This is a genomic window from Amycolatopsis sp. NBC_00345 (genome assembly GCF_036116635.1).
Lineage (GTDB): Bacteria > Actinomycetota > Actinomycetes > Mycobacteriales > Pseudonocardiaceae > Amycolatopsis.
Genome location: NZ_CP107995.1, coordinates 3041503 through 3055313, shown reverse-complemented (window position 1 = coordinate 3055313; position 13811 = coordinate 3041503). Strand labels below are relative to the sequence as shown.

Below are 13811 nucleotides of genomic sequence, written 5' to 3'. Positions count from 1 at the left end.
CGGCAGGGTCAGCCCAGGAAACCGCAGTGAGGACCCGCCTCCATGGCCATGCCGCCCCTGCTCACCCTGAACAACGCGGTGACCGTGCCGCAGCTCGGCTTCGGCGTCTACCAGGTCCACGCGGCCCAGACGGAGAAAGTGGTCGCCGCGGCGATCCAGGCCGGCTACCGGAGCATCGACACCGCCACGCTGTACGGCAACGAGGCGGAAGTGGGCGCCGCGGTCAGGGCTTCCGGCGTGCCGCGCGAGGAGTTCTTCGTCACCACCAAGCTGTGGAACACCGACCACGGCCGGGATCGGGCGCTGCGGGCGTTCGACCGCAGCGCCGACGCACTCGGGCTCGGGCAGCTCGACCTGTACCTGATCCACTGGCCGCAGCCGCGGCTGGACCGCTACGTCGAGACCTGGCGTGCGCTGGGGGAGCTGCAGCGCGAGGGGCGGGTGCGCGCGATCGGCGTGTCCAACTTCGGGGTGACGCACCTGCGCCGGTTGCTCGACGAGACCGGCGTCGTGCCCGCGGTGAACCAGGTGGAGCTGCACCCGTGGCTCCAGCAGACGGAGCTGCGCGCGTTCCACGCCAAGCACGGTATCGCCACGGAGGCCTGGGCCCCGCTGGCGCAGGGACGGCTGCTCGGGGAGCGCGTGATCACCGCGCTGGCGGCGAAGTACGGCAAGACGCCCGCCCAGCTCGTGCTGCGCTGGCACCTGCAGCTGGGCACGATCGCGATCCCGAAGTCCGCCACGCCGTCGCGCATCCGCGAGAACTTCGACGTCTTCGATTTCGAGCTGGCGGACGACGACCTGGCCGCACTGTCCGAACTGGACAATGGCACGCGCACCGGGCTCGACCCGGAGACCGTGGGCTGAAACGGCGGTATAGTCGAAAGAAGCGCCGGCTCCCGCGAAAGGGGAGCCGGCGCTTCAGTCGAAGCCGGGGCTCAGTACGGCCGGATGCCCGCCGCCGTGAAGTCGGCCTGCTGGGTGGGTTCCTTGAGATAGGCGCGGAAGCTCTGCGTGCCGCGCTGCTGGGTGTCGTCGATGGACGCGCCCGCGAGCCCGATGAACGGGTAGTCGGACTGCGCGAAGGAGGCGACGCTCATCGACGGCGAGCCGATCAGCTCCGGCTTGGCGGCGGAGAGCTGCTGGGACCAGGACGAGGACTCGGGGATCCAGCCGTCGGGAAGCCCGCCGATGCTGTCCAGCGCGGTCTTCCCGGTGAGCGCGCTCAGCACGTCGGACGAGTCCTTGGTTTCGACGTCGACCTGGACGCAGCTGCCGTGCACCACGGTGAGGTCCTGGTTCCAGCGCGCCGCGGCCGTCTGCACCGGCTTGGCGATCTGCGGGGTCACCAGGACCCGGATCTGCGACCGGCCGCCCGTGCAGCTCGCCGCCTGGGCCTCCGCGCGGTTGTTCAGCACGCTGTCGGCCCAGTTCCAGCCGAACACGCCGAGCGCGATGAGGACCACCAGGCCCGCCACGGCGATCGGCCAGCCGGCGATCCGGCGGCGGGGGGCCTTCTTGGCGACGATCCGGTGCGAGCCGGTCGTCTCCCCGCGCCCCTGCTGGGGTTTCGGGGGGTCGAGAGGGTGCGGCACCGGCTCCTCGGCCAGGCTGTGTCGCCCCATCGTTGTCCTTTCGGTATGTGCGCACACGCACAGCTACGCAATCACATCGTTATCACTCTAACAGGCCAGCGACCCTGCGTGAATATCGTTACCCAGCGTGGCTTTCGCTGTACAACTCAGGCCTCACGGCCCAGCAGGTGCCGGCACAGGGAGATCAGCCGTGCGCGGAGTGGCTCGGCCCGGCGGGCGAACTCGGCCTGGGACCGGGCGTACTCCGCCCGTCCCTCGGCCGTCTCGATGCGGACCGCGGGGTAACCATACGCGGCGAGGTCGTACGGGCTCGCGCGCATGTCCAGTTCACGGACGTCGGCGGCCAGCTCGAAGCAGTCGCCGACCAGTTCGGCGGGCACGAACGGGTCCAGCTTGTAGGCCCACTTGAACAGGTCCATGTTCGCGTGCAGGCAGCCCGGCTGCTCCAGCTCGGCCTGGTTCTCGCGGCTGGGCGCCAGGCCGTTGCGCGGCCGGGCGGGATCGGTGAAGAAGCGGAACGCGTCGTAGTGCCCGCACCGGATGTCCAGCGACTCGACGACGGTGTCGGTGCCCGCCGAGCCCAGCCGCAGCGGCACCTGCGCGTGCCGCACCGAGTCCGCGGGCTCGCGGTAGACCATGGCCCACTCGTGCAGCCCGAAGCAGCTCAGCCGCGGCGCGCGCGACGCCGTCGCGGACAGCAGGCGCAGCACGAACTCCGCGGTCCGCACCCGCCGCTCGGTGAACGCGCCCGGGTCGAGCGTCACGCCGCCTTTGGTTTCGATGAAGGCCGGTCGGTCGAGGAACCGCCGGGCGGCCGGGCCGGCGAGCACGACGCCCGGGCCCGGCTGCCAGCGCTCCACGTGCCCGGGCCGGTGCGAGTAGTAGGTGAACAGGAAGTCCAGCACCGGGTGCTTCTCGCCGCGGGCCCGGCGCTCCTGGTGCGGCCCGGTCCAGGCCCGCATCCGCTCGGCGTGCGCGCGCTCGCGGGCCAGCCACTCGGGCTCGGCGAGCACGACCGGCCCGGTCATGCCGTCACGTGGGTGCCGTCGCGCACGGTCCCCACGTACTCCTCGACCAGGTCCTCCAGCGTGACCACGCCGACCGCCCGGCCCGCGGCGTCCAGCGCCCGCGCCAGGTGGCTGCCTTCGTTGCGCATCGCCGAAAGCGCGACGTCGAGCCGCGCGTCGACGGGCAGCTCGGTGAGCGCGCGCGTCTTGGAGTCCGGCACGGACGTCGACGGGTTCTGGCCGACCAGGTCGAGCACGTCCTTCACGTGGATGTAGCCGGTGAGCGTGCCGTCGTCGGTGCACACCGGGAATCGCGAGAACCCGGTGGAGGACACGGCGCGCTCGACGTCGCCGAGCGTCGGTCCACAAGGGAGGGTGGTCAGCTCGGCGGTGGGCACCAGCACGTCGGCGACGGTCTTCGCGACCGACGACAGCGTCTGCGAAAGCCGCTGGTGCTCCGACTGGTCCAGCAGTCCCTCGCGGCGCGACTCGCTCAGCAGCTCCGCCAGCTCGTCGGAGGTGTACGCCGTCTCCAGCTCGTCCTTCGGCTCCACCTTGAACGCGCGCAGCAGCGAGTTCGAGACGAAGTTCAGGAACCAGATGATCGGGTTGGCCAGCTTTACCCAGCCCACGTGCACCGGCACCAGCCACAGCGCGAGCCGCTCCGGTTCGGCGATGGCGAGGTTCTTCGGCACCATCTCGCCGATCAGCACGTGCAGCATCGTGATGAAGGCCAGCGCGATGGCGAACGAGATCGGGTGCAGCAGCTGCTCGGGCAGGCCGAGCAGGTCGAAGAACCCGGACAGCTGGTGCGCGACGGCGGGCTCGCCGAGGCGGCCCAGCAGCAGCGAGCAGATGGTGATGCCCAGCTGCGCGCCCGCGAGCATCCGCGACACGTGCCGGCTCGCGTTGATGACGATCTGCGCGCGCGTCTTTCCCTGCTCCAGCAACGCTTCCAGCCGGTCGCGCCGCGAGGAGATCAGGGTGAACTCGGCGCCGACGAAAAACGCGTTGGTGAGCAGGAGGACCGCGACGAGCGCGATGTTCAGCCAGTCGTTCACGCGGTCACCTCCCGGCCCGCGGCCGCCGGCTGCCCGTCGGCCGGCTGGTCGACCGGCCGCACCTGGATCTCGGCGATCCGGTGCCGGTCCATGCTGGTGACGGTGAGCCGCCAGCCGTCGACCTCGGCGGCGTCACCCTCGGCGGGGATGCGGCCGAGCCGCTCCAGCACCAGGCCCGCGATGGTCTCGTAGTCGCCGTCGGGCATCCGGAAACCGGTGACGTCGGTGACCTCGTCGGCGCGCAGCTGCCCGGAGACCAGCCAGCTGTCGGTGCCGAGCTGCTGCGAGGCCGGGGCCTCGCGGTCGTCGTGCTCGTCGCGGACGTCGCCGATGATCTCCTCGACCACGTCCTCCAGCGTGACCAGCCCGGCCGTGCCGCCGTACTCGTCGACGACGATGGCGAGCTGGTAGCGGGAGTCGCGCAGGCGGTTGAGCAGCGCGTCGCCGGACAGGGACTCGGGCACGGTCGGCACCGGCCGCATCGCCGAGCCGATCCGCATCGTCGCCCGCTCCTCCGCGGTGATGGCGAAGGCCTGCTTGACGTGCACCGCGCCCTGGACGTCGTCGAGGTCCTCGGTGTACACGGGGAACCTCGAGAAGCCGGTGCGGCGCGAGAGCTCGATGAGGTCGTCCACGGTGTCGTCCACGGTCAGCGACTCGACCTGCACGCGCGGGGTCATCAGCTCCTCCGCGGTGCGCTCGCCGAAGCGCAGCGAGCGGTCGAGCAGCTCTGCGGTGGACGTGTCGAGCGTGCCGCTTTCGGCGCTGGAGCGCACGATCGAGCCCAGCTCCTGCGGCGAGCGCGCCGAGCGCAGCTCCTCCTGCGGCTCGACGCCGAACTTGCGCACCAGGAAGTTGGCGCTGTTGTTCATCAGCGTGATGAGCCAGCGGAACAGCGCGGAGAACCGCGAGTGGTAGCCGGTCACCGCGCGGGCGGTGGCCAGCGGGCGCGCGATCGCGAGGTTCTTCGGCACCATCTCGCCGAGGATCATCGACAGGAAGGTCGCCACCACCAGCGCGACGGCGATGGAAACGCCCTCGGCGACCGCGTCGGACAGGCCGTCGAACAGCGGGCGGACCAGGTCGCCGATCAGCGGCTCGGCCAGGTAACCGGTGATCAGCGTGGTCAGGGTGATCGCGACCTGGGCGCCGGAGAGCTGGAAGCTCAGCGTGCGGTGGGCCTTCTGCACCGAGAGCGAGCGGCGGTCGCCGACCTGGCGGACGTCGGTGTCGACCGTGCTGCGCTCCAGCGCGGTGAGGGAGAACTCCGCCGCCACGGCCAGGCCGGTGCCGACGGTCAGCAGGAGGAACAGGAACACGCCGAGGACGGAAAGCAGGGCGTGGGTCATGCCGCGCCGCCCTTCGTGGCGGGGGGAACGGCTATCGGGAAGCCGGGTTGCTCACCCGGCCCGGTACTGTCACCGGGCGACTGCGCAGCGCGCACTTATGGAGTCACTCCTCGTGGAAAATCGGCTTGTACTGCGACGATGCCGACAATCTTAACGTGTTCCCCACGCCGGGTGAGCGCGACCGGGGTGTGTCGGGCGGCTCAGCGCGGGTGGCGGCCGAGCAGCGCGACGAGGCGGGTGGGCGCGCTCGCGGTGCGGCTGACCGCGACCGGCGGGTCGAACACGCCGAGGCCCTGCCACTGCTCGACCATCGGGCGCAGCATGTCCAGCAGCCGCGCCGCCAGCTCGCCCGGCACGGGGTTGGGCGAGCCCAGCGCGGTGGCCACGTCCCAGCCGTGCACGGCGAGGTCGAGCGTCATCTGCCAGCCGTACTCCTCGGCCGGGATGAGGCCGAACGAGACGTGCACCGTGCGCTGGACGGCGCCGGGGGAGAGCCACGCTTCACGGGCCGCTGCCGACGCCTCGGCCCAGGCGGCCACCGGGTCGTCGCCGAGCACGTCGCCCTCGAACCGGTCGCCGACGTCGTCCAGTGTCGCGCCCGCGAGCAGGTGCGGGACCCACAGCTGCTCGGCGACGAGGTGGTTGACCAGGTCGCGGACGGACCATTCGGTGCAGGGGGTGCCGCGGCGCCAGTCGCCGGGGCCGGTCTCGCGGACGGCCCGGTCGAACACGTCGAGGGCCCGGCCGTGTGCGTCGAGGAGGTCCACGGGCACATTCAACACGAATGCGCGGACGGCGCAGCGCGGGGAACCTATCGGGTGGCGCCGGGCCGGTGCCGCCGCACGGTTTCCTCGACCAGGTCGAGCACCGGGCCCAGGTCGTCCCCGGGCAGGCCCATGGCCAGGTGCGAGACCAGGCCTTCGAGGACCAGCTCCAGGAACGCGGTGAGGACGTCCACGTCGACGTCGTCACGCAGGTTGCCGGCGTCGCGCTGGCGCTTGAGCCGCTCGCGGGTCGCGATGGTCAGCTGCTCGGAGCGCTCGGCCCAGCGCGCGCGGAACTCGGGGTCGGTGCGCAGCCGGCGCGACACCTCCAGCCGGGTGCCGAGCCAGTCGGCGGGGTGCTCGCTGTCGCCGGCCAGCAGCTCGCGCATCACCTGCACGAGGCCCTGTTCGGCGACGACGTCGGCCATCCGCACGGCGTCGTCCTCCGCGAGGGCGAGGAAGAGCGACTCCTTGTCGCGGAAGTGGTGGAAGATGGCGCCGCGGGAGAGACCCGTCGCCTCCTCGAGGCGGCGTACTGTGGCACCCTCGTACCCGTAGCGGGCGAAGCAGACGCGCGAGCCGTCAAGGATCTGGCGCCGGCGTGCGTCGAGGTGATCCTGGCTGACCCGTGGCATCCTGAAATCCTGACATCCGCGACAGGGTTCTCGCAATCCGTACGTACGTACTGTGACGTGGAGTCGCTGGAACCGATCCGCTCCTTTCGCCGTCCCATAGCCGCTGTGTAGTGCGTGTGTACTGCTGACACGGGCCAGAGCCGTGACTACTCTGTGCACCATCACGGTGAGTGAGACTGGGGAAAGGATCGGCCTTGATCATCGGCGAAGCGGGCCGCGCGGCCCAAACAGTCTTCGGCGACGTCCTGCCCGGCGGCCCGGTCTACGGCGGCCCCGGCGGGGGCGGCGGGCGGTTCGAGATGGACGCCGCCGAGCTGGAGTCGGTCATCGGGCTGTGGCAGGACCAGCTGGAGAAGATCACCGCCGACGCCCGGGTGATCGAGGAGATCCTCGCCGGTCTCACCGCGCCGGGCCCGGACCCGGCGAGCAGCGGTTACGTCACCATGGGCACGGACTCGCTCGTCGCGTTGCAGAGCCAGAACCTGTCGATGAAGCAGTATGTGCAGGACTACCTCAAGAAGCTGCAGGCGGCCAAGGACAAGACCGTGGCGGCCGATCAGGCGAACGCCGACCTCGGCCGGGCGCGGTGACCGTGGCCGGCCCCAGGAACCGGGCCGCGGCGGCTGTCGCTGTCGCCGCCTTCGCGGCCGCTGGGTGTTCCTCGGCCACGGAGGGTGCCGCCGAGCCCTCGCCGGTCTCGTCTTCCGCTGCGAATTCTTCCGCTGCGGGGCCCGCGGTGCCGAATCCGCTCGACCCCGCCCGGTATCTGGCCGATCCCTGCGCCGCGGTGCCCCCGGACGTGCTCGCCGCCCTGCGCTACACCACGCCGGGCGAGGCGACCCTGGCCGGCTCGCCGCGGGCGACGGCCGGTCCGGGCTGCGGCTGGGACATCGGCGCGGAAGGCCTGAGCGTCCAGATCATCTTCGGCACGGCCAACCGGGACAAGGGCATCGGCGGCATCGCGGGGATCTACCGCGCCAAGGACAGCGGCCAGTACGCGTTCGCCGAGCCGGCGCCCGCCGTCGAGGGCTATCCGGCGGTGTTCGGCGATCGCCTGGACCGGCGGGCCCAGGGGAACTGCACCCTCTGGGTGGGCCTGGCCGACGACCTCGCGTTCGCCGCCGCCTCGATGGGGTACCAGGGGAACCAGGATTCCTGCCAGGTCGCGGAGAAGGTCGCGGCCGCGGTGGTCAGCACGCTCAAGGGGGCTTAGCGGTGGACGGCAAGCAGATCTACGACAACTTCAGAAACGGCGACACCGCGGGCCTGCGCGGCGCGGCCACCCAGGTGCGGCAGCTCTCGGCCGCTTACCTGGAGCGCGCGCAGGGCATCCGCGACCTCCAGAACCGCATGGCGAAGTCCTGGACCGGTGGCGCCGCGGACGCCGCGAAGGCCGGGGCGGGGCCGCTGGAGCTGGCGTTCCACGACACGGCCGACCCGCTCGACATGACCACCGCGTCGGTGGACATGCAGGCCAGCAGCTTCGAGGACTCCAGCCACTCGGTGGTCGAGGTGCCGCCCAAGCCGGACAAGCCGAACCCGTGGACGACGGGGCTCAAGGCGGCCATCCCGATCGCCGGGCCGTTCATGGCGGCCGGCGACGAGAAGTCCTATCAGGACAGCCTGAATCGCTACAACACCGCGAACGAGACCAACGTCCGCGTGATGGACCAGTACAACGGCGTCACCACCAGCACGAAGTCCGTGCTGCCGACCGGATACGGCACGCTCGAGTCCGACGGCGCGGCGATCCGGCTGAAGACTCCGGCGACGCCCGGGCACGTCGTTCCGCCCGGTACCGGGAAGCCGGCGCAGCACGGAGGCGGCGTCAGCGGCCAGGGCACGACGCCCACGGACAGCAGCGTTGTGCCGGGTGGCGGGGACTCGGGCAGCCACACCGTGACCAGCAGTGTCCACGGCGGCGGTCACCCTGGCGCGACCGGCGGCACGACCGGTACGACGGGCAGCGGCACCACTGGCATCGACACCACTGGCAGCGGCGGGACCGGCGACACCACGACGTCACAGGGCACCAAGACCGGCCCGGCTCTGGTCCCGCCCGGTGCGCCGCCGTCACACGGCGTGGACGTGGGCAGTGGCCTGCCGAGCGGTCCCGGTGGCGGGACCGCGTTCGTGCCCGGCGGCGCGGGTGGCCGGAATCCTTCCGGCGCAGACAATCCCGAAGGCGCAGCCGGCGGCCGCGGCACCTCGGCCGAGCGTGGTGCGGGCTCGCGTTCGGGCGTCGGTGGCATCGGCAGTGCCGCGGCGCAGGAGGCCGCGGCGGCTCGGGCCGCGCAGGGCCGCGCCGGGGCGGCGGGCGGCCCGATGGGCGCGGGCGGGCGCCGCGGTGAAGGCGACGAAGACGGGGAGCACCAGCGCCCGGACTACCTCATCGAAGCGGACCCGGACGCGATTTTCGGCACCGACCAGCGGACCAGCCCGCCGGTCATCGGAGAGTAGGCGGTGACCGCGGTGGCGGGACGGGTCGACGTTCCGATCGAAGCGCTGGCGGCGCTCGCCGAGCGTGAGCAGGTCGGCCGGCTGCACGTGACCCTGCGCCCGGAGCCGGTCTGGCTGTCGGACACCGATCGTGACGAGGCGGCCAAACGCGTCGACGACGCGCTGGCGGTGGCCGGGCTCGTCGACGGCCGGGGCCGCTCCACCGTCGACTTCCTCGACTGGCTGCCGCTGCTCGTCAAGCCGTCGCTGGAGTACTACGGCTGGGTCGGTGTCGGCGACACGACCTACGGGGTCCTCGCCGCGTCGAGCGGGCTGCAGGCGGTGCTCGCGGTGTCCGACGGCGAGCACGTCGGCGTCCAGGAGATCGACCGGCAACGGCTGGTGGAGACGCTCGTCGAGCAGCTCCCCGCCGTGGCCGCGGGCGGCGGGAACCCGCGCACGGTAAGGGTTTCCGACCTCGACGAGGCCGCCCGCCGCGGCGAGGACGCGTACCCGCTGGACCCGGCGCTGGCCGACGTCGTCAGCCTCGTGCAGCGGCCGGTCCACGGCAGCGGCGAGCTGTACGCCGGCCGTCGCGACGAGGTCGGCCGGCACGTCCAGCTGGAGGAGCCGTTGCACTACGCCGACACGGACTGGGGCCGCTACCTGAGCTACACCGCCGGCGAGGGCGCCGACGCGGTGATCCACATCGGCCCGGCCGGTCCGGCGGAGCTGTGCCGCGTGCTGCGGGAGCTGGCCGCCGACCTGCCCGGCTGAGCATCCTGCGCCCACCGCGGAAAAGGCTAGAGTGCTCGGCGTGGACGCCGCCGAGAGTTCCCAGCCAGCCGCCCTGCTCAACCTGTCGATCTTCGAAGTGAACAAGGTCGCCGTTCAGCTCGCCGAGGCGCAGCGCAGCGGCGATCTCAGTGGCATCGCCGCCTCCGCGAGCGAGCTGCGCGAGGCCGTCGACGGCCTGGACCGGCTGGCCGAACTGGTCGCCGGCAAAGAGAGCAGCCCGCCGGCCGGGCACTGACGATTCCCCGGTAATTCGAACCCGGCGAGTTATAACAGCGCTAATATAACGGCACTGTCATGACTCGACCGGAAGGACACCGCCGTGCCCGGCCTCTACCCCGAGCTCGAACCGTACGACCACGGAAAACTCGACGTCGGCGACGGCCACTCCGTCTACTGGGAGGCCTGTGGTAACCCGGCGGGCAAGCCCGCGCTGGTGGTGCACGGCGGCCCCGGCTCCGGCTGTTCGACGGGCCTGCGCCGCTACTTCGACCCGGACCGGTACCGCGTGGTGCTGTTCGACCAGCGGGGCTGCGGGCGCAGCACGCCCCACGCCGGCGAGCCCGTCGCGGACCTCTCGGCCAACACCGCCGGGCACCTGCTGGCCGACATGGAACTGCTGCGCACGACCCTCGGCATCGAGCGGTGGCTGCTCTTCGGCGGCTCGTGGGGCTCGGTGCTGTCGCTGACCTACGCCGAGCGGCATCCGGAGCGCGTCACCGAGCTGGTCCTGATGGGCCTGGCCACCGACCGGCACCGGGAGATCGACCTGCTCACCCGCGGACTCGGCGGGATGTTCCCGGCGGAGTTCGCGCGGTTCCGTGACGGGGTCCCGGAAGCGGAGCGCGACGGCGACCTCGCGGCGGCCTACCACCGCCTGCTGATGGACCCCGATCCCGCCGTCCACGATCGCGCCGCGCGCGCCTGGTGCGAGTGGGAGGACGCGATGCTGCCGGGGGTGCCGGCGTCGCCGCGGTTCGACGACCGGGCCCACCGGCTCGCCTTCGCGCGCCTCGTCACGCATTACTTCTCGAACGGCTGCTTCCTGGAGGACGGCGCCGTCCTGCGCGACGCCGGGAAGCTCACCGGGATTCCCGCCGTGCTGGCCCAGGGACTGCTCGACCTCGGCAGCCTCACCGGCACGCCGTGGCTGCTGGAGCGGGCGTACCCGGACGCCGAGCTGGTGCTGGTCGGCGACTCCGGGCACACCACGTCGACGGACGGCATGCGGGAGGTGCTCGTCGGGGCGACCGACCGGTTCGCGGCCGGTTAGCCGCACCCTTCCGGCCGACGCTAGGGTCACCCGCCAAGCTGCCGCTCTCGGAAGGACACCCGCTCCATGAACAACGACAGTTCGACGTCCGTCTTCAGCCTGGGGTGGGGCGGCTCGGGGCTGGTCTTCACGGTGCTCGTGATCATCGCGCTGTGGCGGGTGTTCACCAAGGCCGGACGGCCGGGCTGGGCGGCGATCATCCCGATCTACAACGTCTACGTCCTGCTGAAGATCGCCGGGCGCTCCGGGTGGTGGCTGATCCTGCTGCTGATCCCGCTGGTCAACCTGGTCGTCGCGATCATCGTCTCGCTCGACGTCGCGAAGGCGTTCGGCAAGGGCGGGGTCTTCGGGTTCTTCGGGCTGTTCCTGTTCTCCGTCATCGGTTACCTGATCCTCGGCTTCGGGCGGGCCCGCTACACCGGTCCTCCCGTCCACTGACGGAAGGGACGGCCGCGTGCGGTGCCCCGGCGCTCCGGGGCACCGCACGACCTCCCGCCCTCAGGGGATCAGCAGCGCCGGCGCGCCCTCTTCCGCCAGCGCTTCCTCGGTCCGCGCCGCCCGCGTCGTCTCGGCCAGGCGCATCCCGGTGACGCGCGGCGGCACCCGGTCGAGGTTCCACTCGGCCAGCAGCAGCGCCACCTTCGCCTGCATTTCGGTGCGCAGCCGCAGGAACGAGTCGGCCGGGTCGGCGCCCACCTCGCCGAGCAGCAGCCACCAGGCCCACGCGGCGGCGCCCGCGTTCGCGACGAAGTCCGGGATCACCGCGACCCCGCGCGCCGACAGCGACGCCTCGGCCTCCGGCGTCGTGGCGGCGTTGGCCGCTTCGACGACGACCTTCGCCTTCACCAGGTTCTCGTTGTCCACGCGCAGCGCGTACGAGATCGCGGCCGGCACGAGGATGTCGCAGTCGGTGGAAACGACGGCTTCACGCGGCAGCGTCCGCACGCCCTCGGGCAGCTGCGACCGGTCCACCTCGCCGAACCGGTCGCGCAGTTCGAGCAGCGCCGGGACGTCGAGGCCTTCGGGGTCGTACAGCGTGCCGGCGGCGTCCGCGACGGCGACGACCTTCACGCCCGCCTCGTGCAGGTACCAGGCGGCCCCGCCGCCCATGGTGCCGATGCCCTGGATCGCGACGGTGGTCTCCGGCGCCGTCCAGCCCCAGGCACTGGCCGCGCCGAGGCAGGCCTGCGCGACGCCGTAGCCGCCGATGACGTCGCCGAGCAGCAGCCCGCCGGGCACCGGCGCGTTGAGCCCGGCCTGGACGCGGCGCAGGGTGCGCGCCGGGTCCGCCGAACGGCCGATCGCGGCGTGGTACGACTGCTCCAGGCCGAGCTTCTCGAAGACGGAGTCGATCAGGTGCTGCGGCACGCCGAGGTCTTCGGCGGTCACCCAGCGCGAGTCCAGCCACGGGCGCAGGAACTCGCAGAACCGCGTGAGCACGCCGAACGCGCGCGGGTCCTTGGGGTCGAAGTCGACGCCGCCCTTGGCGCCGCCGACGGGGAGGTTGAACGTGGCCGTCTTGTTGGCCATGCCGCGGGCGAGGTCCTCGACCTCGCCCATGGTGCAGCCCGCCCGCATCCGCGTGCCGCCGGTGGCGACGCCGGAGACCAGGCTGTGCACGACGAGGTATCCGTGCGCGCCGGTCACGGGATCGGTCCACGTGAGCCTCATCAGCGGTTCAGCGCTCTGCGGGATCATCAGGCCACTCACCTCCAAGAGTTCGGGGCGGCCCGTCACGGCCGCCACCCCCGAGGGTGCGCGTGCAAGTGGTCCCGCGTCTATTTAACGAAATTGCACGAAGTTGTTTAGGGTTGCTGCATGGAGCTTTCGTTGCACCGCTTGCGGATGCTCCGCGAGCTGCACCGCCGGGGCACGGTGACGGCGGCCGCGGTGTCCCTGCACTACACCGCTTCGGCGGTATCGCAGCAGCTTGCGCAGCTGGAACGGGACGTGGGCGCGAAGCTGTTCGAGCGGCTCGGCCGCCGGGTCCAGCTCACCGAGCTCGGCGTGCTGCTCACCGAGCACGCCGAGGAGATACTGGGGTCGGTCGAGCGCGCGACGCTCGCCTTGGAAGAGGCGCAGGGCACGATGTCCGTGCGGCTGACCGCCGGGGTGTGGGCGTCGGTGGCGTCCGGGCTGCTGCCGACGGCGCTGACCGCGCTCGCCGCCGAGTACCCGGGCATCCAGGTCCGCACGCGGGAGCTCGCCCCCGAGGACACCGCCGAGGCGGTCCGCGACGGCACGCTGGACCTGTCGTTCGTGATCGACTACTCCGACGCCCCGATGCAGTGGGACGCCGGGCTCGAGCGCGCGGTCGTGGCGGTGGAGCGGCTGCACGCGGCGGTGCCCGCGGGCGCGGTGCCGGCCGGGACCGCGTCGCTGGACGAGCTGGCCGAGCACCCGTGGATCCTGGCCAGCCCGAAGTCGCACTTCGGCCGCGCGATGCGGATGGCGTGTCAGCGGCACGGGTTCTCGCCCAAGATCAACCACGAGGTGGAGGAGCAGTCGACGGCGATGGCGATGGTCGGCGCCGGGCTGGGCGTCACGCTCGTCTCGGACCTCGGCCTGCGCCTGCTGCGCCCGCCCGGGATCGACGTCGTGACGCTGACCACGCCGCTGCTGCGCACCGTCTCGATCGCCTACCGCCGCACCGAGATCCGGCGGCCGTCGCTGCACCTGGTGATCGGCGCCGTGCAGGCCGCCGCGGCCGAGCTGGGGCTGGGCACGGAGCCCGCGCTGCCCTGATCATCCGGTTGGCGCAGCGAGTCCGTCCGGCGCGGTGAAATGCCAGGCCAAGAGCGCATTACGAGCTCCTTATGGATCCTCGCGGCGGCTTCGCGGCGCTGTTTTTGTCGGACCCCGCGTGTAGCGTCCGAAGACAAGTGGTCCCACC

16 protein-coding genes are annotated in these 13811 nt (G+C 72.0%); 9 read left to right on the top strand and 7 right to left on the bottom strand.

Translation table 11 applies throughout. The features are described from left to right. Window positions 1–42: 42 nt before the first annotated feature. On the top strand, window positions 43–867 hold the full coding sequence (locus OG943_RS13675; protein ID WP_328610125.1) for an aldo/keto reductase: 825 nt from the start codon (window positions 43–45) through the stop codon (window positions 865–867). Window positions 868–938: 71 nt separating this feature from the next. On the opposite strand, the gene OG943_RS13670 is transcribed toward OG943_RS13675, so the two are convergent. The 6 genes from OG943_RS13670 to OG943_RS13645 all read right to left on the bottom strand — a co-directional run bounded on the left by OG943_RS13670 (window position 939) and on the right by OG943_RS13645 (window position 6411). After that, the gene (locus OG943_RS13670) at window positions 939–1625 is read right to left on the bottom strand and encodes a hypothetical protein (RefSeq protein WP_328610124.1); all 687 of its coding nucleotides are present in this window, start codon (window positions 1623–1625) and stop codon (window positions 939–941) included. Window positions 1626–1741: 116 nt separating this feature from the next. Further along, a complete protein-coding gene (locus tag OG943_RS13665; protein ID WP_328610123.1) occupies window positions 1742–2623 on the bottom strand; it encodes a 3-methyladenine DNA glycosylase in 882 nt (293 codons plus the stop codon). After that, entirely contained in the window at window positions 2620–3663 is a 1044-nt protein-coding gene (locus OG943_RS13660) for a hemolysin family protein (RefSeq protein WP_328610122.1), read from the bottom strand. Before OG943_RS13660 ends, OG943_RS13665 begins: the two co-directional genes overlap by 4 nt. Beyond that, window positions 3660–5012, bottom strand: coding sequence for a hemolysin family protein (locus OG943_RS13655; RefSeq protein ID WP_328610121.1), 1353 nt, complete (start codon window positions 5010–5012; stop codon window positions 3660–3662). Before OG943_RS13655 ends, OG943_RS13660 begins: the two co-directional genes overlap by 4 nt. Window positions 5013–5212: 200 nt before the next feature. After that, a complete protein-coding gene (locus OG943_RS13650) occupies window positions 5213–5779 on the bottom strand; it encodes a TIGR03086 family metal-binding protein (protein WP_328610120.1) in 567 nt (188 codons plus the stop codon). Between the two features lie 44 nt (window positions 5780–5823). Next, window positions 5824–6411: a TetR/AcrR family transcriptional regulator gene (locus OG943_RS13645; RefSeq protein WP_328610119.1), complete on the bottom strand. Its 588-nt coding sequence runs from the start codon at window positions 6409–6411 to the stop codon at window positions 5824–5826. A 194-nt stretch (window positions 6412–6605) separates the two neighbouring features. Here OG943_RS13645 and OG943_RS13640 point away from each other — a divergent pair, with 194 nt between their 5' ends. The 7 genes from OG943_RS13640 (at window position 6606) to OG943_RS13610 (ending at window position 11356) form a co-directional block, all read left to right on the top strand. Next, entirely contained in the window at window positions 6606–7001 is a 396-nt protein-coding gene (locus OG943_RS13640) for a hypothetical protein (protein WP_328610118.1), read from the top strand. After that, on the top strand, window positions 6998–7624 hold the full coding sequence (locus OG943_RS13635) for a DUF3558 family protein (protein ID WP_328610117.1): 627 nt from the start codon (window positions 6998–7000) through the stop codon (window positions 7622–7624). The genes OG943_RS13640 and OG943_RS13635 overlap by 4 nt, the downstream gene beginning before the upstream one ends. Window positions 7625–7626: 2 nt before the next feature. After that, window positions 7627–8871, top strand: a complete 1245-nt coding sequence (locus tag OG943_RS13630) for a hypothetical protein (protein WP_328610116.1) — start codon at window positions 7627–7629, stop codon at window positions 8869–8871. A 3-nt stretch (window positions 8872–8874) separates the two neighbouring features. Further along, entirely contained in the window at window positions 8875–9627 is a 753-nt protein-coding gene (locus tag OG943_RS13625; RefSeq protein WP_328610115.1) for an ESX secretion-associated protein EspG, read from the top strand. 40 nt (window positions 9628–9667) lie between these two features. Further along, window positions 9668–9883, top strand: a complete 216-nt coding sequence (locus OG943_RS13620) for a hypothetical protein (RefSeq protein ID WP_328610114.1) — start codon at window positions 9668–9670, stop codon at window positions 9881–9883. A gap of 84 nt (window positions 9884–9967) precedes the next feature. Beyond that, complete coding sequence (gene pip / locus OG943_RS13615) at window positions 9968–10918, top strand: prolyl aminopeptidase (RefSeq protein WP_328610113.1); 951 nt, start codon at window positions 9968–9970, stop codon at window positions 10916–10918. Window positions 10919–10984: 66 nt separating this feature from the next. After that, entirely contained in the window at window positions 10985–11356 is a 372-nt protein-coding gene (locus OG943_RS13610; protein WP_328610112.1) for a DUF5684 domain-containing protein, read from the top strand. A 60-nt stretch (window positions 11357–11416) separates the two neighbouring features. Here the strand turns inward: OG943_RS13610 and OG943_RS13605 are convergent, their stop codons facing one another. Beyond that, window positions 11417–12616 (bottom strand): Glu/Leu/Phe/Val dehydrogenase dimerization domain-containing protein, encoded by a 1200-nt coding sequence (locus OG943_RS13605; RefSeq protein ID WP_328610111.1) that lies wholly within the window; start codon window positions 12614–12616, stop codon window positions 11417–11419. Window positions 12617–12736: 120 nt separating this feature from the next. Between OG943_RS13605 and OG943_RS13600 the strand changes: the two genes are divergently transcribed. Continuing rightward, complete coding sequence (locus OG943_RS13600) at window positions 12737–13663, top strand: LysR family transcriptional regulator (protein ID WP_328610110.1); 927 nt, start codon at window positions 12737–12739, stop codon at window positions 13661–13663. Window positions 13664–13811 lie beyond the last annotated feature (148 nt).

Coding starts and splice junctions, on each gene's coding strand:
- OG943_RS13675 (WP_328610125.1), top strand. CDS start 43: ATGGCCATGCCGCCCCTGCTCACCCTGAACAACGCGGTGACCGTGCCG.
- OG943_RS13670 (WP_328610124.1), bottom strand. CDS start 1,625: ATGGGGCGACACAGCCTGGCCGAGGAGCCGGTGCCGCACCCTCTCGAC.
- OG943_RS13665 (WP_328610123.1), bottom strand. CDS start 2,623: ATGACCGGGCCGGTCGTGCTCGCCGAGCCCGAGTGGCTGGCCCGCGAG.
- OG943_RS13655 (WP_328610121.1), bottom strand. CDS start 5,012: ATGACCCACGCCCTGCTTTCCGTCCTCGGCGTGTTCCTGTTCCTCCTG.
- OG943_RS13645 (WP_328610119.1), bottom strand. CDS start 6,411: ATGCCACGGGTCAGCCAGGATCACCTCGACGCACGCCGGCGCCAGATC.
- OG943_RS13610 (WP_328610112.1), top strand. CDS start 10,985: ATGAACAACGACAGTTCGACGTCCGTCTTCAGCCTGGGGTGGGGCGGC.
- OG943_RS13605 (WP_328610111.1), bottom strand. CDS start 12,616: ATGATCCCGCAGAGCGCTGAACCGCTGATGAGGCTCACGTGGACCGAT.
- OG943_RS13600 (WP_328610110.1), top strand. CDS start 12,737: ATGGAGCTTTCGTTGCACCGCTTGCGGATGCTCCGCGAGCTGCACCGC.